Genomic DNA, 20,206 nt, shown 5'->3' on the forward strand with positions numbered 1-20,206 from the left:
TATTATTCTATAAAGGCACAAAAAATGTGTCATTTAGATATACCTTATGACTAATTCAAAAATTAAATCCACTCCCTATTAAAAAGGGTGGATAATAGATGATCTCTGTTCAAAATACATATTTTGATAATTTAGATTTATCTTAATTGCTAAGAAAGATCACTTACACTAGGCTTACTCATTGTTGCTACTAAATTAAGGATGAAATCATGAATTGGTATTTGGAAGTCATTAAAAATAATTATGCTAACTTTTCAGGACGTGCTCGTAGAAAAGAATATTGGATGTTTACTCTAGTAAATACCATTATTATTACCATCCTATATGCTATTGTGATTTCATCAATAGACATGAATACGGGTGAAATGAGTGGGTTAGGTTCAATTGTTGGTATCATTTTAGGTATTTACTCTTTAGCTATTATCATCCCTAGCCTTGCCGTAACTATTCGTCGTTTCCACGACCAAGATAAATCAGGTTGGATGTTCTTACTTGCATTTATTCCTGCTGTTGGTGGATTAATTGTTTTTGTCTTTATGTGCCTTGAAGGTACTAAAGGTGACAACCGATTCGGCCCAGATCCTAAAGCTTAATCTATTACTAAATTAATATAACAATACAGTGAGTGTGCCTACTAATAAGTTTACTCACTGTATTCATTTATTCTCCTGCCTTTATTACGACCATCTGAAAACATCTTTTCTTTAAAGAAAATAACACCAACTCATCTTATCCCACATTGCGCTTCGTATTTTTATTTACCTTTAACTTCTTTAGCTAATGCCTCAACGTTATCAAATCATACTTATCACATTGATTATTATCTTCTTATTTTTAATTTGAACCTAATCACACTATATAAATAAAAAATACGCATTCCTTTACTAAATCAATATTAATATTGATAATGACTATCATTATTAATTGAAAATGATAATATCTACATCAATAAAAAATTAAATGAGTCAGGTAAAAAAAAGTGAGTAACCCAAAAATATCTCAAGAAAAAAACATTTATAAACCCGCTCCTCCTCGCCTAGTTCAAGTAAAACATATTACTGATGTTACACCAGGAATGCGCTGTATCACCTTTACGAGTGATGATTTAGATACTTACCCAGCAGATACTGCGGGGGCACATTTAAAAATATTCTTACCTTTAGAAGGCCAAGTTAAACCAACAGTACCAGGCTTTTCTGAGAAAGGCCCTACATGGCCTGAAGGCGAACCAAAATCGATTGTACGTACTTACAGTGTTCGTGCTATTCGCCCCGAACAAAAAGAGTTAGATATTGAATTTGCAATACATGACGATGCTGGCCCTGCTATTCATTTTGCACTAAATGCTAAGCAAGGAGACTATATTGGGATCACTAATCCGGGTGGACCTGCTCCTTTATTAGCACCAGCGTCGCATTACTATATGGCAGCTGATCCAAGTTCATTACCTGCTTTAATGGCTTTAATAGAAACCATGCAACCTAATGTTCAAGGAAAAGTCATTATACGAGTAGAGGACGAAGCGCATCGCCAAGAAATTAAACGTCCTAAAGGCTTAGAGATAATCTGGTTAATCGGTTCTGTTGAAGAACAAACTCAAAACTTGATTAATGAATTTACGTCGTGGAAATTACCAACTGAAGATGTGGCATTTTGGATTGCTGGTGAAGACAAAATCATTCGTGCATTAAGACGTCATATTCGCCGTGATAACGGTTTCGATCGCAGCTTAATTTATGCTATTCCTTATTGGCGTTTTGGTTATGACGAAGAAGGCTATCACGCTGAACGTCACCATGTTATGGATAACGAAGACGTAAGCTAAGCGATAATTAAAGACTAAGCGTTGGCTGTACGGACTGCATATTAACTTCTTCAGTAATATGCAGTCTTTTTTATTATAAAATATAACTAATGTATATTCTTCTTATCTTGCTGATAATTTCCATCATCATCTATATAGATGACTGTAATAACTTGGTTAGTATTAATTCGTCCTTTATATTCAACTTCCTGTTTTGAGAAAGGCGCTATCATGGTGGGCTCAATTAAAGATTGCTCTATATTCTCTTGTGTATACATTTTTGAAATCGTAAAAAAATATGCTGAAGGATTATTAATCTCTAAATTCTGCTGTTTCTTTATAATTTCAATCTGTTTAAAAATAGTGCTACTGGTTAATTCAAGTTGTTTAGGACGATAGAAAAGCTTGATGCGAGTTTGTAATGCTAATTGTAACGTATTGACATTTTCGCTGCTGTTAGGTCTAGGTGGAATATCAAGCACATTAAGATAAAAAATAGATTCTCTATCTTGAGGCAATTTATTTTCTAATTGTTGTATTTTTAATTGTGCTCCCCCATTAGCAGAGACTTTCATTATAGGAGGAATTACAATAAAAGGTGCTGTTGTCGTCTCAGGCGTTGATGAAATATCACCATCATCTATCCAAGATTGAACTAATGTTGGCTGTTCACTGCGATTAAAAATTTGCAATGATAGTGTTGATTTGTCCATGGGGAAAATTAAACGTGTACGCTCAAGTACCACACTTGCCTTTGCTATGGATGTTATAAGCGTAAATAATAAAATAAAACTAACATTTATTATTTTTTTCATTAGATACACTCTTTAGTCATAAGACATCACTAATGTCGCAGTGCTTGTTATTTTCCCTTGAGTAACTGAATTAACACTATAAGGATAATAATAAGCCCCCATATTTATCGAAAATGCAGAGGATAAGTTGCCACCTTGATTAACACTGAAAATACTGGTCGCACTGCCTTGAGAATTAATATTGTCAGAAAAAATAACGGGGCTATTGATATTATCACTTTTTACTACACGGAATCCGATCCCCCCCGCACCTTGCGCTGTTGTATTAGTTAATATAGTTTTGTCTGTCGCCAATAAATTTTGGCTCGATAAAAACATCTTAATATTTCTAGACGCTTTTGAACCACTTAAAAAGTCTTGGCACGTAAAATTTAATGTAAAAGGCGTGTATCCTGCTTTATCTACCGTTTTTGCATCTTTTACACTGATTAATGGCAATGAAACAACTAAACCCGCATTAGAAAAATTACAGGTTGTCATGACAGGATTATAAGTAATTAGCATTGGTTGTAAGAAAATATCATTTTGATCAACTGGCCATTGCCACGTTAATAAGAATTGCACAAGTTTAATAACAATATTAAGTAACCACTGAACTAACCCAACACTCGATGCATCTGACGCTAAAATAACAGGATTAACAACCGCTGTATTTCCACTCACCTCTTTATAATTGGTCGAGGGTTTACTACTCAATAACGTAAATTTTAAGGTGAAATTAGTATCTAAATCTGATGCAGGGTGTGTTCCCGCTGAAATATTCGTTACATTATCTTTTTCTAATGCCGTTAATGTAATAGAGACAAACTGCTTCCCACCATTAAAACCAATTGTTCCCGTTCGACCATCATTAAAAGGTGAGGCAATACCCACAGTATTAGGAAATAATACCCCTCTTGCATTACATTTAAAGGTACCCGGAAATGTTGTTCTACTCGTTTTTGTTACAGTTGTTGAAGCTGCATTTAAATCTGCAGATAAATCAAAGTTAATATTGGGTGCCGTAATAGTTTCCTCAGGTTTACAATTAGCAATTGCCTGTTGGCTTATCGCACCTAATAAAATTATAAATATAAAAGCTGGTGATTTCATAGCGCTTTCCTTTATCGACAAATATTACTATTTTTATCCATCGTATTTATTAAATGCTCCACAACACATTCCATCTTTTCAGCTTTATTTAATTTGATAAAGAGTGAAGAAGGTAACTCATCACTTTTTAAATAAAGCACACTTGATTGTCCGACATAACCAATACTCTCTTTTTTACTATTTAAAACTTCCGTACCGAAAGGTAAACTTTCATTATTTTCTAAAGATGCTTTAATAATAAATGTCTTACGTTTATCCGTTGTTAATGTGAGGTAATTAACTGCGCCTAAATACGGAGCCACCTGAGTTGTATTTCCAACAAGCTCGGCATTTGAAGGCATTTCGGTATTTGTCAAAGTATAATTATTTGTACGATAAGGGATACTATTAGGCACTAATACTATTCCTTGATTATTGGTTAATGTGGCTTTATTTCCATTAACCATCATATTATTGGCCATAGGTGCTTCGATAAGAGTATAGGTATTCCCTGTATTACCTGAAAAAACAATATGATTAGGTACGGCAACAACTGTTCCTCGAGCACCTAATCCCCCCTGGCGATAATTATTTGCTTCCGTATAAGATGCAGATAATGTGCTATATGGATGACGATAACTGACATTTGCACCGACTAAATTATTTCCACCCGTTTGATTTGAACCTGTTAAAGTATAATTAACTAGGTCATCTTTACCTGCTGTTCCACTCATACTAATTGTAGATTGCTGGTAACGTGAATCAGCCGCATAAATTGAAGTATTAATATTGGCTCTTTTATCAAAAAATGAAATCGGCACACTAATATTAAAATAATAACGAGTCTCGTCTTTATTATCGTAATTTCTTAACTTTGAGACAGAAAGATTATACGCAATATCCTTATAATTATTTGAATAGCCTAACTGATACTCGCGATTACTCTCATCTGTATTCCAATAGTTTCGATGTGTCCCTGAAAGAAAAATAACACCACGTTGTCCACCCAAATATTGATTAAGATTTATAGTAAAGGTATTTTTTGCTCTAGAACCTCGTAGTGCATCAAACGTTGATAAATCAAGATCAGATATTGCATTATTATTTTGTTGTTGAGCAATATCATTTTGATAATCTTTCCAAGCTTTATAGTTGTCATGGGCATAAATTGAATCTACAAAGCTATAATAATCACGAGTAGAATAACGATAAGCAGCCAATGTTAAATTGGTTAATGTTGCATCCATATATTTACTATAAGCGAGACGAAAGCTTTGTCCGGTTTTTTTACCCGTCTGTAAATCTGCACTTGCATGTGTTATATCTGCTGAAATTGCCCCAAATCTAAAATTCCAGCCACTTCCTATCAATGCAGAGTAATAATCTTCACTGGCAATGCCTCCAGCATAAAGTGTAACAAGGTTACTTAAGCCATAATGAAACTCACCTTGTGCAAATTTAGGTCGGTAATCAGTATTATTAATCCGTGATTCCCCCAGTATCACGTTATAGCGATATACACCTTCTTTTAGCATGTCGGGCACGGCTGAAAATGGCACCGTAAATGACTCTCTTCTACCATCAGCTTCTTGAACAACCACTAATAGATCACCACCACCGGCTGTGGGTTGAATATCTCGAAAAGAAAACTCCCCAGGAGGTACATTTTCTTGAAAAACTAGATTTTCATTTTGATAAACACTAACTAATGCGTTTGTTTGTGCAACACCTCGAATAATTGGAGCAAAACCTTGACTTGAGTTAGGTAGCATTCCCATTTCTGTTGCTAACGATGCTCCTCTAAATGCAATACTGGTAAAAAGTGTTGCTGGTGTATAAAAATCACCAATTGTTAATCCCGAAGTTATCTGACTAAACGCCTTATAAACATAGCGTGTATTGTTTTTCCATTGGCTGTTACCATGAGAATAATAAGAGTAGTTAGATTCATCTCTAAACTGCCACGCACCTAAATTAATACCTGAATGAATATTGGCAAAAAAATTTTCGTTATTGCTTTTATTTCCTTTTTTTTCTTTATAGTTATAGTAATTTAAATTATAAGACAAAATCAGTGCAGAAATACCTTGTTGCCAATAACTCGGATCAACATACCCGACTTCTGATTTTTTCACCGAAATTTGGGGAGCATTAATATCAAGTCTCAATTTATTTATATCTAATACCGATGTCACACCTTTTGCCAATTCATTTGATAATATTGTTTTTTGTTGCACAAGTTTTTGTTTTGCGGATAAAGATAAATTTAAGCCCAGTTTATTTACATCTACTGGCTCAAAACTAACCTCTGCATGTTCACCCGTTACATTTATTTCAAATTGCCCTTTCCATTCTTGATTAACATAAACATCAACAAGTTGTTTTCCTTCAGGGATTTTATCGTCGATATAAAATCGTGAAATATCTCCATTCTTTGAATTCCCAACAAGCAAAGATGTATCAAATCCCTCTGCGTACAGATTTTGAGTGTAATGTTGTATTCCTAAAAAAATAAGGATTGAGAGATATCTTGGATTATTCACGATGTTATCTCGATTAGAGTTTAATATTTTGTGATTTATAAACACCAAAATCATCAACATAAATAACAACAACGGAATTACTTTTTAATGTATTAATTAATGGTAACTCACGAGAAGATAACGGAGGGATCATTTCAGAATCAACAAGCGTAATACGAGGTGTTTCTTGTGTAGAAATAGATGCTATTGTGAAATGATACTGTGAGTTATTTTTTACTAGAACTTTATTGCCATTTAATTGGTAAGTAATTTTTTCATTAACAGTCTCTGGGTTATCAGTAAGTCCTTTGGGGCGATAAAAAACTTTAATTCTTGTTTTCATTGCTAATTGAAGATAACTCTTTCCTTTTAATGCTTCCACATTTTCTGGAATATCTAATACATTTAAATAATATACTTTTTCAAGATTTTCCGATGGTATCTTATCGGAATTTTTTATTCTTAATGTTTGCCCTTGCATTCCTGCAATTTTTACAATCGGTGGATATAAATAAAAAGGAGAGTTCGCATCTTCAGGCGTTGAGTTTATATCTCCATCATCAATCCAACTTTGTACCAAAGAAGCTAAATTACCATTATTTGTCAATTCGATATTAACACTATCAACACCTTCATAGTAAAGAACACGGGTACCATTAATAATAATGTTTGCTAATACGGCTGAAGGTAATATCAAGATAATTAAAAGTAATATTAATTTTTTCATTATAAGCACCCAAAAAAGCCAGACCCATTGAGTCTGGCTTTTTATATTATAAATAAGATACTGTATAAATAACGTTAGAGTGTACGGGTCCTGTTTTAGCTGCTGTTGCATTTGTTTTATAGTAACTGGCAATTAAGCGTAGAGTATCTGAATCTGGCGCTGTTTTATCGCCTTTAATACCTGTATCAAAAGTTGCATTTAGAGGTATAGCAACTGTTGGCGCAGCAGGTGTTGATAAACTAAAGCCAACATTCTTTGCAACTAATGGATCATTTTCATTCGCAGTATCATTAACTAAATATAATCCACTTGTTGAAATAGTATTTGCAGATGAGAAATGTATCTTTAAATTACTGCCACTTGGTGTAGATGCTGGAGCGCAATCAGAGAATGTCAAAGCAAACTCTTTTTGATTTTTGGCAATAACAGTATTTGCTGTTGTTCCTGCATCCGTTACGGTAATAGGATCTAATAGAATAGAAAAGTCCGCACTATTTCCTCCATTAATAGTACAAGTGGTATCACTAATAGCACCAGAGAAAGATATTATTCCCCCTGCGCTATTTGTTGCAGCAAATGCCGACGACGACAATATAGCCACTGATAATAATGACAGTGGGAGTTTATTTTTAAACATATATAACTCCAGAATAGATAAATATTTAATTAGCAAAAATAAGATTCTATTATTGCCATCATTAACTAAAGGTGTGAAAGGATACCCTAGTCAATTTGATATTAGCCATACTTTAAAAACTCAACAAATAAAATTTTTTATTTTTTAAAAACTGTGATTTAAGTCAAATATAATTAGCAACCACTCTTTACAAACATATAAAACATTAAAATTTAATTTCATTGCAAAATTCATAGATAATAAACACAAAAAACAATAAATATAAAAACAATAACAGTTAATTTATTAATAACAAATCTAAAAAAATACTAAAAAACATCATTGGAATTATTTATTTGAATTAATTATTCCTTGGTTAATAAAAAATAGATAAAAATAAAATCTAAAAAATCAATAAAAAAGACCACATATTAATGTGGTCTTTTTCACTCAATATAAAATTTCTTCTGTTCTATTTAATTATTATAAGCAGCTAATACATGCTGGCATAATGTAGAACGTACACAATCTTCTTGCATAAATTTAATCACACCTACTCGACTATTAGCCTCAAATCGAATAAGAGCATCCGCTAATCCAGACGATACACCAGAAGGTAAATCACACTGTGTAATATCTCCATTGACCACAACAGTGACATTTTCACCCATTCTAGTTAAGAATAGCTTCATTTGATTCACAGTAACATTCTGTGCTTCATCTAAAATAACAAATGCATTTTCAAAAGTACGGCCTCGCATATAAGCAAAAGGTGCAATTTCAACTTTTCCAATTTCAGGACGTAAACAATATTGTAAGAATGAAGCGCCTAAACGTTTCACTAATACGTCGTAGACAGGACGAAAATAGGGTGCAAACTTTTCAGCAATATCACCAGGCAAGAAACCGAGATCTTCATCAGCCTGCAACACAGGTCGAGTAACAATGATACGTTCTATTTCTTTATGAATTAAAGCATCGGCAGCCATTGCAGCACTGAGGAACGTTTTACCACAGCCGGCTTCCCCTGTAGCAAAAATAAGATTCTGATGCTTTATTGCATTCATATATTGGCGCTGCACTTCATTGCGAGGAGATAACACACGTTCATCACGTTTTTCTCTCGCCATGCCAATAGTATCAATATCTCCAAATCCCGGTAAAACCATAACATTATCTCGGTATGCCCCATTACGTTGTTCTTTACGTGAAGTGCGTTTATTTTCTCGGCGTAAACGTGTTGCTGCTTTTTGTCTACTCATAGTGGTATTTACCCTTGTTAGTCTTCAAAAAGTCATCGACATCTCTGTTTGTATTCCATTCACTTACCGATGAGTCCCCTTCAGACTCTGTCTAGTCGCAGAAAACAAAAAAACCGGTCACAATCCTGAACATTAAACATCAATGAACGGTTGTTGCCGGTTTTCTGTGAGTAACGAGATATTTCCATTGCTTCTGTCATTCATATTCCCCATCATGGAGTTAGAGTGAAAATTAACGAAGCTTTATGACAGTATAATGACAAAAGAAAAATATTTTCAATACTAAGATGATTTATAACGAGATGAACTTAACATAAAAATAACAATAAGTGTTATTTTAGGGGGGAGTAAATGAATTTCTTGCGATTACCTTTTATTTATTGGTTACTACTTAACCTAATTCCATTTATTGGTTTTGAACTTCACTCTGGCTCTCTCAAAATGGGCTTCTTTTTTTACCTCGGTTTACTCACCATTACGACTTCTGGGATCTGGCTTTTTTATTGTCTTTCATTTTTTATTAAACAAAAAACGTCTCCTAATCCCAATCACACACCCCGACAATTAATAACAAGTGGTCCTTATAAAATAAGTCGCAATCCTATGTATCTCGGCTTTTTAGACATTAGTATTGGGTTGTTTTTTATTTTTGGTAATTGGGGATTTTTGGGTGCAGCAATTGCGTTTTACTTTATTACTGATCGCTATACGATAGTACGTGAAGAGAAAATCTTAAGTGAGTTATTTCCGCAAGCGTGGCAACAATATTGTCGCCACGTTCGTCGTTGGATGTAATACGATTAGGGTTGTTTACAGTTATTAGCTAAACGGTAACCAGCCTTAATTGCTTCACTCTCCGTTTTAAACAAAACCGCATTTTTATCTGACATTGTTTTATAACCGGAGCAATGTGCAAAATGGTAGATCTTGCTATTTATATTACCTTTAATACCTTCAAATTGTGATGCATTTACTTGTTTAGATGTTTCAATTTTAGTGGTCTGCGTGCTATTTGTTGCAACTAATCCGACGCCACTATTTTTATGCCCTAATTGCCATTTCATTTCACCTGTCACAAAGGGATTATGATATCCAACAATACGAGCAATACGATTATCACGCTCTTTTTCCCATGCTGTTGGTGGATAAGCTTTATCCCAAGCCATTAATAACTGTTGTTGCTGACGTGACATAGAAAGGTTATAGCGATCATGTAAGTAGAAATAAACCCTTGCTACTTGGCCTTTAACTTCATTACGAGGTTCAAAGGTTCGTGAAGGAAAATCAACGCGACTACGGCATTGACCATAATGGTAAGGTGCTTGTACAGGTAATTGCCCAAAACTAAAATTGCTACGATCACCATTAACTTCACCAATAGATGGCGACAAATTGTGTAAATCTGCTTCAATCTTGCCAAATATAGGATCGTTTTTCACACAATTAGTTCGGCCTCCATTTTGCCAACATTGACGTTGATGACCAAAAACCCATGCAGGTACAATGTGCTCCCACTCTATACGTTCTGCTCTTGTTTGCTGGGTTCTGACTTTATAGCCACAACTGGCTAAATCAACACGCCCTCCAGATTTACCTACCCATTTCCAATCACAACCACAATAAATAGTACCTTGTGACTTTTGATTTTGATCATAATAAATACGTTCTTTTGCTATCTCTTTCGCTTTTGTAAAATTTTCAGGTGCCTGTGCTTGAATATTTAGCGTAATAAAAAACAAACCCAACACAATCGCGGTATAGTGTAATATTTTTCTCAAAGTGGTATCTGCCTTACTCTTTGTTTTATTAAACCCAATAAGAATTATCTTTAATAACCAACTGATAATCTTATTTTTATTTCGCCTAATCTTACCTTTTTTTTATTTATTTTTGGCAATCTTTCTTGCTATTTTTTATATAAAAAATAAAACAATAAGCGTGAATGGTGATAGAAAAAGCCGTTATTCTCGACATTAACGTAAAAGGGATTTGCTATGGTTTAATCCATCAATGATTTGGAGAAACTTAAAAATGAATGAGAATATGCTGAATTTGATGGATGAATTAGTCGAAATAACAAAAAAGCATGCGAATAACGAAGATGTTAAAGCACATGCCAGTTTAGAATCTGAAAATAAATTACGAATTCAAATTATTATTTCCGATAAAAATGAATTGGATATTACATTAAACTCTCTGCAACACGCAATATAAGTCATTATACACTCGGACGCTTGCGATATAACCATAATCCCGGCAAAGATAGCCCGATAGAAAGCGCACCGACAATAAATGAAGCTTTAAGGAAATTAGTAACTAAAGCTTCAAAAATTTCTGCGCTATAACCAATTTGCGTTAACTTCACCACTGAGATCATCGCTATATATGCATTTATTCCGGGAAACATCGGAATAACAGCGGCAACAGTAAAGACTTTAGGATGTGCAAGCCACCAGCGTGACCACTGAATACCAATGCACCCCACTAAAATAGCAGCACAAAAACTTGCCCATTCAATATTCATACCACTCATTACTAATATAGTACGAGAGCCATGGCCTATTGCTCCTAATAGTGCACAATATTTTAATGCTCTTATAGGCACATTAAATACCATCGCAAAACCCACAGCAGGAATAGCTGCTAAAACCATATCTTCAATCAAGGTAAGGATTATCGTTATTATGCCCAATCTCTTAACCCCCATACTGCCATAGCTAAAATAACGCCTAAACAGGTTGCCAATGTTAACATTGTTGCCATTGCCCAACGCGCTAAGCCAGTATTAACGTACCCTTTAAACATATCAGCAACAGCATTAATTAAAGGAAATCCGGGAACTAATAATAAGACGCTGGCAGCCATTGAAATAGTCGCCGTAGTTTGAAAATAAGAGAGTTTTAATAATAGACCTGAGACTGAAGTCGCTACAAATGCCGTAATACAGAAATTAATTAATGGATTCATTTGACGATGTGTTAATACTTGGCGGACAAACATACCAAGGCCACCGCCAATAGCAGAAACTAAAAAGCCATCCCAATTTCCACCATTTAGTTTAGAGAAACAACCACATGATAAGGCAATCATAAAAATAATCGCCCAACGTGGATAACGTAATGGTTTTATATGCTCAAATCGTTTTCTTGCTTCATAAATATCTGCTAGGTGATGTTCGACCAAAATAACAATATGCTGAACTTCTGTCACAACATGCATATTAATGCCACGGTCGACTATCTTTCGTGTTGAAGTTTGGCAATGCCCGTTAACAATAGTGGTTAATACAACCGCATTAGCAGAAATTGCACTTTCGACTTGATGTACACCTAAAGCTAAACCTAGACGAGTTGAAAGCTGTTCAACCAACATACTTTCTGCACCATGTTGCAATAGCAACAGCGCAGTTTGAATACATAACTTAGTAATTTCACGCTGTTTATCTTGTGAAATGGCAGTGCACTCCGCCATTATCTCATTATCCATACTATGCCTTAGTTTTAATCAAAACGAGCTATTACGACTATAAACTTTATCGCATAGCCCGCTCCTCGCTCTATCATCTTTCACTACTATTATGAACAAATAAAATATTTTAGGCAGTAAGCAGATCAATTTTATAGATAGATGGTTATAAATATTGACATAAGAAGTACGGTGTAATGATAAAATACCTTCTCTTATTTTTAACTTGCTCAATCAAATAGCTATTACTGGTTTAATAAAAAACACTCATACAAAGTGCTTTATAAACTAACTTAAGCAATTACATTCACAAATCAATCTAAAATTAACCATGCTTGTATGCAAAAATAAAAACCCCTAAATAGGGATTTAGGGGTTGCGTACTAATTTCTAATTTTATAAAAATATTAGCGAACAACTAACACGGATTGTTTAGCATAAGCGACAATACCTGATGCATTCGATCCCAATAGGTGTGTTGAAATACTTGGCCGACGAGAGCCTATTACAATCAAATCAGCATGAATTTTTTCAGCGAGTTCTAAAACCTTATCTCTTGCAGAACCAAATACAGCTGAAAATTCAACTTGTTCATTTGGTAAATCAATACTATTAGCTAATTCCTGCAGTTGTTCTTGTACTCGCTCAAGTGCTTTATTTGCAAAAGAACTGAGCATGTCATAATGGTAACTATAACTAATAGAGAAACGTGAAATATCAGGAATAGCATGGAAAAGATGCAGTTTCGCACCTTCTAATTTGGCAATATAAACAGCATGTTGTAAGGCTTTAGTCGTTAACTCATCTTCTGAAATATCAACAGGTACTAGAATTGTCTTGTACATAGCAACTCCTCATTATCAGATTATTGTCTGTTTATTATTGTAGCGTTAAACCCTCAGCTTGCTTATTTAATCTTCTTCAAGATGCCATTTATGCAATTGTCGATGAATAAAAGGCGTCACTACAAGCCCAATTGATAAAATAAAAACACACTGAAGAAATAAACCATAGATTGCAATAAAAAAGCGTCCTGTTGGGGTTGCAGGTGCTGGCTCTACGGGTTGACCACTTAACATAGAGATTGCATTTAATGAAGATTCCATAAAGGTATGCCCTTCAATTAAATAAAATCCTAATACGCCTGGTAATAATCCTAAAAAAAAGAAAATAGAGCCTATTACATAATAGCGTAAGATGCGTAGAATAAAATGATCGAGCCTTAAAAGTTCTTCGGTAAATTTTTCCATTCTTATCCACTTTCTAGACTGTTTATTCAATAAACTGCTGATAAAATAAATAAGATAAGCTACGCAAAAAAACTAAAAAATATGCTATGAGGGATGCTCATAGCATATTAGTAATATATTAACGAACAACTAAAACTGAAATTTCAGCATAGCGAACAACTCCCGCAGCTGTAGAGCCTAATAAATGAGTGCTAATATTAGGTCTACGTGAGCCAATCACAATTAAGTCTGCTTGAATATCTTTTGCTGTGACTAAAATTTCATCACGAGGCGAGCCAAAAGTAACCGTATAAGCGACCTTTTCAGCAGGCAAATCCACCGAATCTACCAATATTTGCATGTCATTTTCTGCTTTTACTGTTGCTTTATCTTTGATTTCTGGATAACCCAATGAATAAGCATTAATGATTGCTGAAGAGATAGGAAGAACATGAATTAAATGTAAATTAGCTCCTGTTTCTTTTGCTAAATACACAGCATGTCGTACCGCTTTACTGGTTAACTCTTCTTCCACAATATCAATAGGCACTAAAATCGTTTTATACATAATAACTCCTCTCAACTCTCCATTTACCTTAATCCTATCGCAATAACCCAAAGATTACTGTGAGTGAATTAACTAAAAACAACCTAATCTTAATATAAACCTACTTTAATTATTAATATGTTAAGATAAAAAATAAAAGTGATTATTCAAAATAATTTGCATTATGTTGCTGTGTTACCGCCCATATTTGATTGCGAATATTGCGGATCGAATCAATCAATTCTGATGCAGTTAATCCTATTGGACCAATACCTTTTTTAACTAAGATATCCGCCGACATTCCATGTATCCAAACTGCACTTCTTACCGCATCAGACATTGTCATCCCTTGTGCTAAAAAACTTCCCATCACGCCTGTTAGCACATCACCACTCCCTGCTGTTGATAATCCACTGTTGCCTGTTCTATTAATTATTATCTCCCCTGTAGGAGAAGTAATAACTGTATTTTGACCTTTAATAATGGCCCAACAATGATAAGTTTTCGCAATTTCTTTTGCCGCTTCTTCTCTATTATTTTGAATATCATTGAGTGTGCAATTAAGCAAAATAGACGCTTCTTTAGGATGTGGGGTTAAAACACAGTGCTGATTAAGTGAGAGTGCTGATTTAAATTTAGCCATTAACACTAATGCATCCGCATCAAAAACATAAGGTTTATTTTCATTACGCTGTGCTAAAGCTATTGATAAGATCTTTTCAGAATTTGCAGATAATCCCAATCCACAGCCAATCGCCCAAGCAGAAATATCTTGCCGATTTATCAATTCTTGTGCTGTTTTAAGCATAAGTTCTGGTGCACTATCAATAAAAGGGAGAGGAAGTTGTGGCTGAGCAAAACCGAGAAATACTTTTCCACATCCTGCTTTTAATGCACTTTTACCTGCTAGCACAATAGCACCGCTCATTCCTTCCGCACTACCTACAATGCCTAATGTGCCAAATGTCCCTTTATGTGTATTTCCTGATTTACGCTGATAAAGTGCGGGATAATGAGTGATCGCCTGTAATAGTTGTTCTTCATTCATATTATTCTCCCTGTTTTTTCTGCATTTCTTCTGATTTCTTGCAATGATTGCTTTACCACATTCTGTTTGTATTAACGTTCAAAACATAACATTCAAAGTATAGCGTGATTTCAACAAATAAATGGGGCCACTGGCTATTTTGCCTCTTTATCATGCTAACCATTTCAATATGATAAAATGCTTTCATTATCACTATTCATACCTTGCTGAGACTTTGCTATTCTAATGATCTCGCTTGATATGATTTATAAATTGAAAACAAAGGAACGTAAATAATGAACGAGAAGTTTAAAACACAAGCAGATGTGGAAACATTAGCAGAAGAAGTGGCTTGCTTAAAAACACTAGTCACCTATATGTTAAAAGCATTAGGTCAAGCAGATGCTGGGCGTGTTATTTTAAATATTGAACGTGCTATTGCTGAAGTTGATGACGAAAAACAAGCAGAGACTTTCCGTAATACGATTAGCCAAATTAAAACAGCCTATCGTCAATAATATGTTTATTTTCAAATAGAGTACTCGCACATATTTTTATTCCATTTTCTAAACTTTTTGTGCTGCACAAATAAACAAAAGTTGGTTTAAAACTTCCTATATACTCAATCTCGAAATAAACCATTCTTTATTCATTTAGCTACCCCTCTATCCTTGTAGAGGGGATTTTTTCTCTTTTATTCCTTCAATAGCTGATGTTCACTTAACTCTTTTTTATTCTGATTTTTGTATTTAAAGCGCAGATTTTTATTTTTAACATAAATAAAAAATAGCTGTATGAGATGTAAATAAAGATAAATCCTAATATTATTATATTTTGAGTTAATTTATTTATTGTAAATAATTAAATTTTATTAAGTAAAAATTGCTAGCTTATTGTCCCTAAACACAATTATAACCAAAATAGCTAAAATCAATAGGATTAAAAATATTAATTATTCATATTTTTACACTTATTCTGATTTATCGTCACTCCTATTTATATGTTACACTCAATGAGTACGTACCAAAAAATAAACATGAGGCTAAAATGAAACCACTTCTCTTATCTCTGCTATTATTGCCCGCAGTTGCTTTTGCTAACCCAACAAAAATGGCTGATGATTACTGCGATACCTTTAAAGATATCTCAATTAAAGCTTATGATACAAAAGAACCAGCAGAGAAAATTGCCAAAGATGCAGTAGCCTCTTTAAATGCAAAGAAATTTGATTTCGCAAAATTAGAAGCAACTGAAGCTCAATTTACTGAAGGCACTATCGAAGTTGTTAACTCTTTACGTGACGCAAAAGCTGAAATTGGCTCTCGAGCAGAATTCCAAGAAGGCCTAACTCAAATTGTTGCCGCTTGTAAAATTCAAATGATCTCTGCATTAGAAGAGCAAAAAAAATAATCTTCTCAATGAAAAGTGGGTAGAAATCAATTTAAAGAGTAGAGATTATCCTGCTCTTTTTTATTTCGCCTTCTCCATCACTTATTTTTCTTCCCTTTTATTTTTCCTTTCTCTTTTTTCTCTATAACTAACGTTCCATACTCTAGATAATTCAAGGTATAGCTAGGCGACAAGTGAATAAGAATAATCACAACGCTACAACTTGAAATATAACGATTATCAATTATGCAGTATCTATCTATCAATATTAAGGTTTATAATACCTCGGTAAATACTTGTTAGTACTGGCCATAAAAAGGAGATATTGTGAGCAACGAACAATCCATCCAGCGTTTAAGAAGACTACGCCAGTCAGAAAACCTGCGCGCTCTCTTTCAAGAAACAACCTTAACTAAAAATGATCTCGCTTTGCCTATTTTTGTTGAAGAAGGGCTTGATGATTATCAGCCTATTAAAAGTATGCCGGGAGTGGTTCGTATTCCTGAAAAGCGTCTTGCTTATGAAATTGAACGCATTGCCAAAGCTGGCATTAAAACTGTCATGACTTTTGGGGTATCCCATCATCTTGATGAAACTGGGAGTGATGCTTGGAAAAGTGATGGCTTAGTTTCTCGCATGTCTCGTATTTGTAAAGATGCAGTACCAGAAATGATTGTCATGTCTGATACCTGTTTTTGTGAATACACTTCACATGGTCACTGTGGCGTTTTACATGGTGAACATGTTGATAATGATGAAACTATCTATAATTTAGGTCTTCAAGCTGTTGCAGCAGCACAAGCTGGTGCCGATTTTATCGCTCCATCTGCGGCAATGGATGGCCAAGTCGCAGCCATTCGCGCAGCGCTTGATAAAGCAGGATTTAGCGACACAGGCATTGTCTCTTATTCGACTAAATTTGCCTCCGCATTATATGGCCCTTTCCGTGATGCAGCAGGCTCCCGCTTAATAGGTGATCGTAAAACTTATCAAATGAATCCAATGAACCGCCGTGAAGCGATCCGTGAATCATTAATTGATGAGCAAGAAGGCGCTGATATGCTGATGGTAAAACCAGCGGGTGCTTATTTAGATATTATTCGCGATGTGCGTGAACGTACTTTGTTACCTTTAGCCGCTTATCAAATCAGCGGTGAATATGCGCAAATTAAATTTGCGGCATTAGCGGGTGCAATCGATGAAGATCGTGTGGTAATGGAAACTTTAGGTTCAATTAAACGTGCAGGAGCAGATTTAATTCTGTCTTACTTTGCACTTGATTTAGCTGAAAGAAATCTACTGTAATTCGCCAAGTATGACAAACCCTTAGTAAGTTAAATGACTCGCTAAGGGTTTTTCTTTGTAATATCCTCTTTCTTTTGCCTACTGCCTTTATTCTTATCATTTTGATTTTCTAGTCATTACTTAGTTTAATTTTGAAATAAATTGCACATAGGGCTATCTTTTCAACATTAATTTTGCTGAGATATCAGCTCATTTTTGGCTATGAGGTTACTATGGATAATTGTATTTTCTGTCAAATCGTTGCTGGAAAGGCACCTTGCCATAAAATTTGGGAAGACGAACACCACCTTGCGTTTCTGTCTATATTTCCGAACACCAAAGGCTTTACTGTTGTTATTCCTAAAAAACACTATCCAAGTTACGCTTTTGATCTTAGTGATGAAGCCTTAGCTTTATTAGTGATTGCCACAAAAAAAGTGGCAAAAATCTTAGATAAAACATTCCCTGATGTTTCCCGTACAGGCATGTTTTTTGAAGGATTTGGTGTTGATCATGTTCACAGTAAACTTAGTCCAATGCATGGCACTGGTGATATGACTAAATGGACACCCATTGAAAATAAGCAGAAGATTTTCTTTGATAAATATCCAGGTTATCTTTCATCTCACGATTTTGAACGAGCGAGTGATGAAGAACTTGCAAAATTAGCCGCCTTGATCAGAAAAAATAATCAATAAATACAACAAATAAAATTTAACTTATTTTTTATACTCAAGGCTTTCAAATATAAAAAAACGCTCAGTCTTATATTTTGAACTGAGCGTTTTTGATCAAGATAAATAAATTATTTAGTTGAAAGCTTTGCTTCCATCGATAAATAAGGCTGAACTTTCTGTTCAAGGAGTTCAATTAATGCCGGATCATTAAAGCGATAATTATCAGGTATTCCCAATGCATGGGCTTTTTTATAGCGCATGGTTGCAGGAAAATGTGCAGATAAGCGATTTAAATGTTTAGATTCCATAGTAAGGACTAAATCAGCCCATTTTAGCAATTCGTTATCAACAACACATTGTGCATCTTTGCGCGTACCCGCTGAAAGTGTATTAATCCCTTCTCTATCTGCAAACAATAGTTCAGCGGTTGGGCTTCGCCATTGGTTTTTACTGCAAATAAATAAGATATTCATTATTACTCTCTATCAGATAACGCATTTAATCGACGCTGACTACGAGAAATTCTTGGGTATTCAATTCCTAGTTGTGCAGCTCTGGTCATTTTAAGTGATCGAGTATATAAATTAGACCATTTTTTTTCTGGTTTAAACATCACTCGTGAACAACCCATTTCTTGATGTTTATTTTTGCGGTTAACACATTGGCGCCAACCACGATCTCTTTGTGTAGACATAAAAACCTCTCAGATTAAAGGGATAGCAGCCGCAGTAATACGGAGAGGGTCTAACAATGAGTATAATACACGATAGTAATTAAATTCGATACTAAATAATACAGCCTGACTTTTTATCTTTATAGGCAGTTAGATTGACTTTTTAATTAAGTAGTCAATATTGTTTTAGAATAAGAAAAATAATTAGAGCTGTTTGAATAACTAAGAACATACTTAAACATAAAAACCTATTTTTACTCTTTTTATCATTATAAGCTATTTTAGCAACGATATTTTCTCTTTCTCGCTTACTCTCCTCAATAGAATTTAAAAAGTCATTCTTATTAATGAGATTCTTCTCTTCTATTTTTTTGTTAAGCTGATCACCTGTTTTATCTATTTTTTTATCATGTTCTTTTAGGTGTTGGAGTAAATTATCTTCAAGCAAATAAACACCATCATTAATATGACATTTCAATGCGCGTTTATCTTCTTCTAATCTATTTTTAAAAGTTTCAGCAAATTTTGTTAATTCTTTACTAAAGAAAGTATTATTCTCCGATGATATTCCATCAGCTTTATTAATAAGATCTTTACGCGTCTTATCAAAACAGGTATCAAGATAACCTTTTACAACGTCAATTTTTTCTAAAATCTCTTTTTTATTTTCAATCAGTATAAAGTCATTTTCTTTTATTTTTTTAATAACTTCATTATTTTTAACTAAAATATTTTCTTGTAATTCATCTATCTGTTTATTGGTTTCACCAAATTTGTTATTTATATTCTCTTGGGTGAATTGATGTCTTGTTTCCTCTTCAAGAGATAAAAGTGTGAGTGATGATTTAATATCATCCGTAGTAGAATTTAACGCTTCAAATGATTTTTTATGTAAACCAATTTTATTATTCACTCCTTTTATATTTTCATTTAAATTAAAACTTAACTCATCAATCTTCTCCATCAAAACATTTGAATTATCTTTGAATTTATCTTCAATAGAACTAACAAAAATATCTTGAACAAGTTCATCGAGCATTCTTTCTGATGAATCTTTTTTATTATCTTTAATTTTATTTTTCATGAAAACTTATCTCA

The 20,206-nt window shown here is 34.0% G+C and carries 24 protein-coding genes; 8 read left to right on the forward strand and 16 right to left on the reverse strand.

Annotated features, from left to right (window positions below; translation table 11 throughout):
- The first annotated feature begins 209 nt into the window (after positions 1-209).
- Together DK861_RS14240 and DK861_RS14245 are read left to right on the forward strand one after the other, a co-directional pair.
- Positions 210-593: a DUF805 domain-containing protein gene (locus DK861_RS14240; RefSeq protein WP_006536506.1), complete on the forward strand. Its 384-nt coding sequence runs from the start codon at positions 210-212 to the stop codon at positions 591-593.
- Between the two features lie 386 nt (positions 594-979).
- Positions 980-1,825 carry a siderophore-interacting protein gene (locus tag DK861_RS14245; protein WP_109400543.1) on the forward strand — a complete coding sequence of 282 codons (846 nt, stop codon included), beginning with the start codon at positions 980-982 and terminating at the stop codon, positions 1,823-1,825.
- Between the two features lie 86 nt (positions 1,826-1,911).
- Here DK861_RS14245 and DK861_RS14250 read toward each other — a convergent pair whose 3' ends face one another.
- From DK861_RS14250 to phoH, 6 genes are all read right to left on the reverse strand, one after another.
- Positions 1,912-2,619, reverse strand: coding sequence for a molecular chaperone (locus DK861_RS14250; RefSeq protein WP_109400544.1), 708 nt, complete (start codon positions 2,617-2,619; stop codon positions 1,912-1,914).
- 12 nt (positions 2,620-2,631) lie between these two features.
- Positions 2,632-3,711, reverse strand: a complete 1,080-nt coding sequence (locus tag DK861_RS14255) for a fimbrial protein (protein WP_109400545.1) — start codon at positions 3,709-3,711, stop codon at positions 2,632-2,634.
- A gap of 11 nt (positions 3,712-3,722) precedes the next feature.
- Positions 3,723-6,233 carry a fimbria/pilus outer membrane usher protein gene (locus tag DK861_RS14260; protein WP_239452186.1) on the reverse strand — a complete coding sequence of 837 codons (2,511 nt, stop codon included), beginning with the start codon at positions 6,231-6,233 and terminating at the stop codon, positions 3,723-3,725.
- A 13-nt stretch (positions 6,234-6,246) separates the two neighbouring features.
- Positions 6,247-6,939, reverse strand: a complete 693-nt coding sequence (locus tag DK861_RS14265) for a molecular chaperone (protein ID WP_109400546.1) — start codon at positions 6,937-6,939, stop codon at positions 6,247-6,249.
- Between the two features lie 46 nt (positions 6,940-6,985).
- Positions 6,986-7,576: a fimbrial protein gene (locus tag DK861_RS14270; RefSeq protein ID WP_072064062.1), complete on the reverse strand. Its 591-nt coding sequence runs from the start codon at positions 7,574-7,576 to the stop codon at positions 6,986-6,988.
- 455 nt (positions 7,577-8,031) lie between these two features.
- On the reverse strand, positions 8,032-8,817 hold the full coding sequence (phoH, locus tag DK861_RS14275) for a phosphate starvation-inducible protein PhoH (protein ID WP_006536497.1): 786 nt from the start codon (positions 8,815-8,817) through the stop codon (positions 8,032-8,034).
- A gap of 351 nt (positions 8,818-9,168) precedes the next feature.
- Between phoH and DK861_RS14280 the strand changes: the two genes are divergently transcribed.
- Entirely contained in the window at positions 9,169-9,612 is a 444-nt protein-coding gene (locus DK861_RS14280) for an isoprenylcysteine carboxylmethyltransferase family protein (RefSeq protein WP_072064063.1), read from the forward strand.
- 5 nt (positions 9,613-9,617) lie between these two features.
- On the opposite strand, the gene DK861_RS14285 is transcribed toward DK861_RS14280, so the two are convergent.
- Positions 9,618-10,595, reverse strand: coding sequence for an endonuclease (locus DK861_RS14285; protein WP_109400547.1), 978 nt, complete (start codon positions 10,593-10,595; stop codon positions 9,618-9,620).
- A gap of 253 nt (positions 10,596-10,848) precedes the next feature.
- On the opposite strand from DK861_RS14285, the gene DK861_RS14290 reads away from it, so the two are divergent.
- Complete coding sequence (locus tag DK861_RS14290) at positions 10,849-11,031, forward strand: hypothetical protein (RefSeq protein ID WP_069369016.1); 183 nt, start codon at positions 10,849-10,851, stop codon at positions 11,029-11,031.
- A gap of 4 nt (positions 11,032-11,035) precedes the next feature.
- Here DK861_RS14290 and DK861_RS14295 read toward each other — a convergent pair whose 3' ends face one another.
- The 6 genes from DK861_RS14295 to DK861_RS14320 all read right to left on the reverse strand — a co-directional run bounded on the left by DK861_RS14295 (position 11,036) and on the right by DK861_RS14320 (position 15,106).
- Positions 11,036-11,509 carry a threonine/serine exporter gene (locus DK861_RS14295; RefSeq protein ID WP_109400548.1) on the reverse strand — a complete coding sequence of 158 codons (474 nt, stop codon included), beginning with the start codon at positions 11,507-11,509 and terminating at the stop codon, positions 11,036-11,038.
- The gene (locus DK861_RS14300) at positions 11,500-12,303 is read right to left on the reverse strand and encodes a threonine/serine exporter ThrE family protein (RefSeq protein ID WP_109400549.1); all 804 of its coding nucleotides are present in this window, start codon (positions 12,301-12,303) and stop codon (positions 11,500-11,502) included. Before DK861_RS14300 ends, DK861_RS14295 begins: the two co-directional genes overlap by 10 nt.
- Before the next feature lie 386 nt (positions 12,304-12,689).
- Positions 12,690-13,127, reverse strand: coding sequence for a universal stress protein (locus DK861_RS14305; protein ID WP_109400550.1), 438 nt, complete (start codon positions 13,125-13,127; stop codon positions 12,690-12,692).
- A 66-nt stretch (positions 13,128-13,193) separates the two neighbouring features.
- Positions 13,194-13,532 carry a hypothetical protein gene (locus DK861_RS14310; RefSeq protein WP_072064066.1) on the reverse strand — a complete coding sequence of 113 codons (339 nt, stop codon included), beginning with the start codon at positions 13,530-13,532 and terminating at the stop codon, positions 13,194-13,196.
- 118 nt (positions 13,533-13,650) lie between these two features.
- The gene (locus tag DK861_RS14315) at positions 13,651-14,079 is read right to left on the reverse strand and encodes a universal stress protein (RefSeq protein WP_006536486.1); all 429 of its coding nucleotides are present in this window, start codon (positions 14,077-14,079) and stop codon (positions 13,651-13,653) included.
- Positions 14,080-14,221: 142 nt separating this feature from the next.
- Positions 14,222-15,106, reverse strand: a complete 885-nt coding sequence (locus tag DK861_RS14320; RefSeq protein WP_109400551.1) for an NAD(P)H-hydrate dehydratase — start codon at positions 15,104-15,106, stop codon at positions 14,222-14,224.
- Between the two features lie 272 nt (positions 15,107-15,378).
- On the opposite strand from DK861_RS14320, the gene DK861_RS14325 reads away from it, so the two are divergent.
- From DK861_RS14325 to DK861_RS14340, 4 genes are all read left to right on the forward strand, one after another.
- Entirely contained in the window at positions 15,379-15,603 is a 225-nt protein-coding gene (locus DK861_RS14325; RefSeq protein WP_269669713.1) for a DUF2594 family protein, read from the forward strand.
- A gap of 529 nt (positions 15,604-16,132) precedes the next feature.
- Positions 16,133-16,495, forward strand: coding sequence for a hypothetical protein (locus DK861_RS14330; RefSeq protein WP_006536483.1), 363 nt, complete (start codon positions 16,133-16,135; stop codon positions 16,493-16,495).
- 306 nt (positions 16,496-16,801) lie between these two features.
- On the forward strand, positions 16,802-17,779 hold the full coding sequence (hemB, locus tag DK861_RS14335) for a porphobilinogen synthase (protein ID WP_072064069.1): 978 nt from the start codon (positions 16,802-16,804) through the stop codon (positions 17,777-17,779).
- Positions 17,780-17,991: 212 nt separating this feature from the next.
- Entirely contained in the window at positions 17,992-18,456 is a 465-nt protein-coding gene (locus tag DK861_RS14340) for an HIT family protein (protein ID WP_109400552.1), read from the forward strand.
- Between the two features lie 107 nt (positions 18,457-18,563).
- Here DK861_RS14340 and DK861_RS14345 read toward each other — a convergent pair whose 3' ends face one another.
- The 3 genes from DK861_RS14345 to DK861_RS14355 form a co-directional block, all read right to left on the reverse strand.
- Complete coding sequence (locus DK861_RS14345; protein WP_109400553.1) at positions 18,564-18,908, reverse strand: phosphotyrosine protein phosphatase; 345 nt, start codon at positions 18,906-18,908, stop codon at positions 18,564-18,566.
- Between the two features lie 2 nt (positions 18,909-18,910).
- A complete protein-coding gene (locus tag DK861_RS14350; protein WP_109400554.1) occupies positions 18,911-19,129 on the reverse strand; it encodes a hypothetical protein in 219 nt (72 codons plus the stop codon).
- Between the two features lie 154 nt (positions 19,130-19,283).
- The gene (locus DK861_RS14355) at positions 19,284-20,192 is read right to left on the reverse strand and encodes a hypothetical protein (protein ID WP_109400555.1); all 909 of its coding nucleotides are present in this window, start codon (positions 20,190-20,192) and stop codon (positions 19,284-19,286) included.
- Positions 20,193-20,206 lie beyond the last annotated feature (14 nt).

The sequence above is a fragment of the Proteus sp. TJ1640 genome (genome assembly GCF_003144445.1).
In the GTDB taxonomy this organism is placed as follows: Bacteria; Pseudomonadota; Gammaproteobacteria; order Enterobacterales; family Enterobacteriaceae; genus Proteus; species Proteus penneri.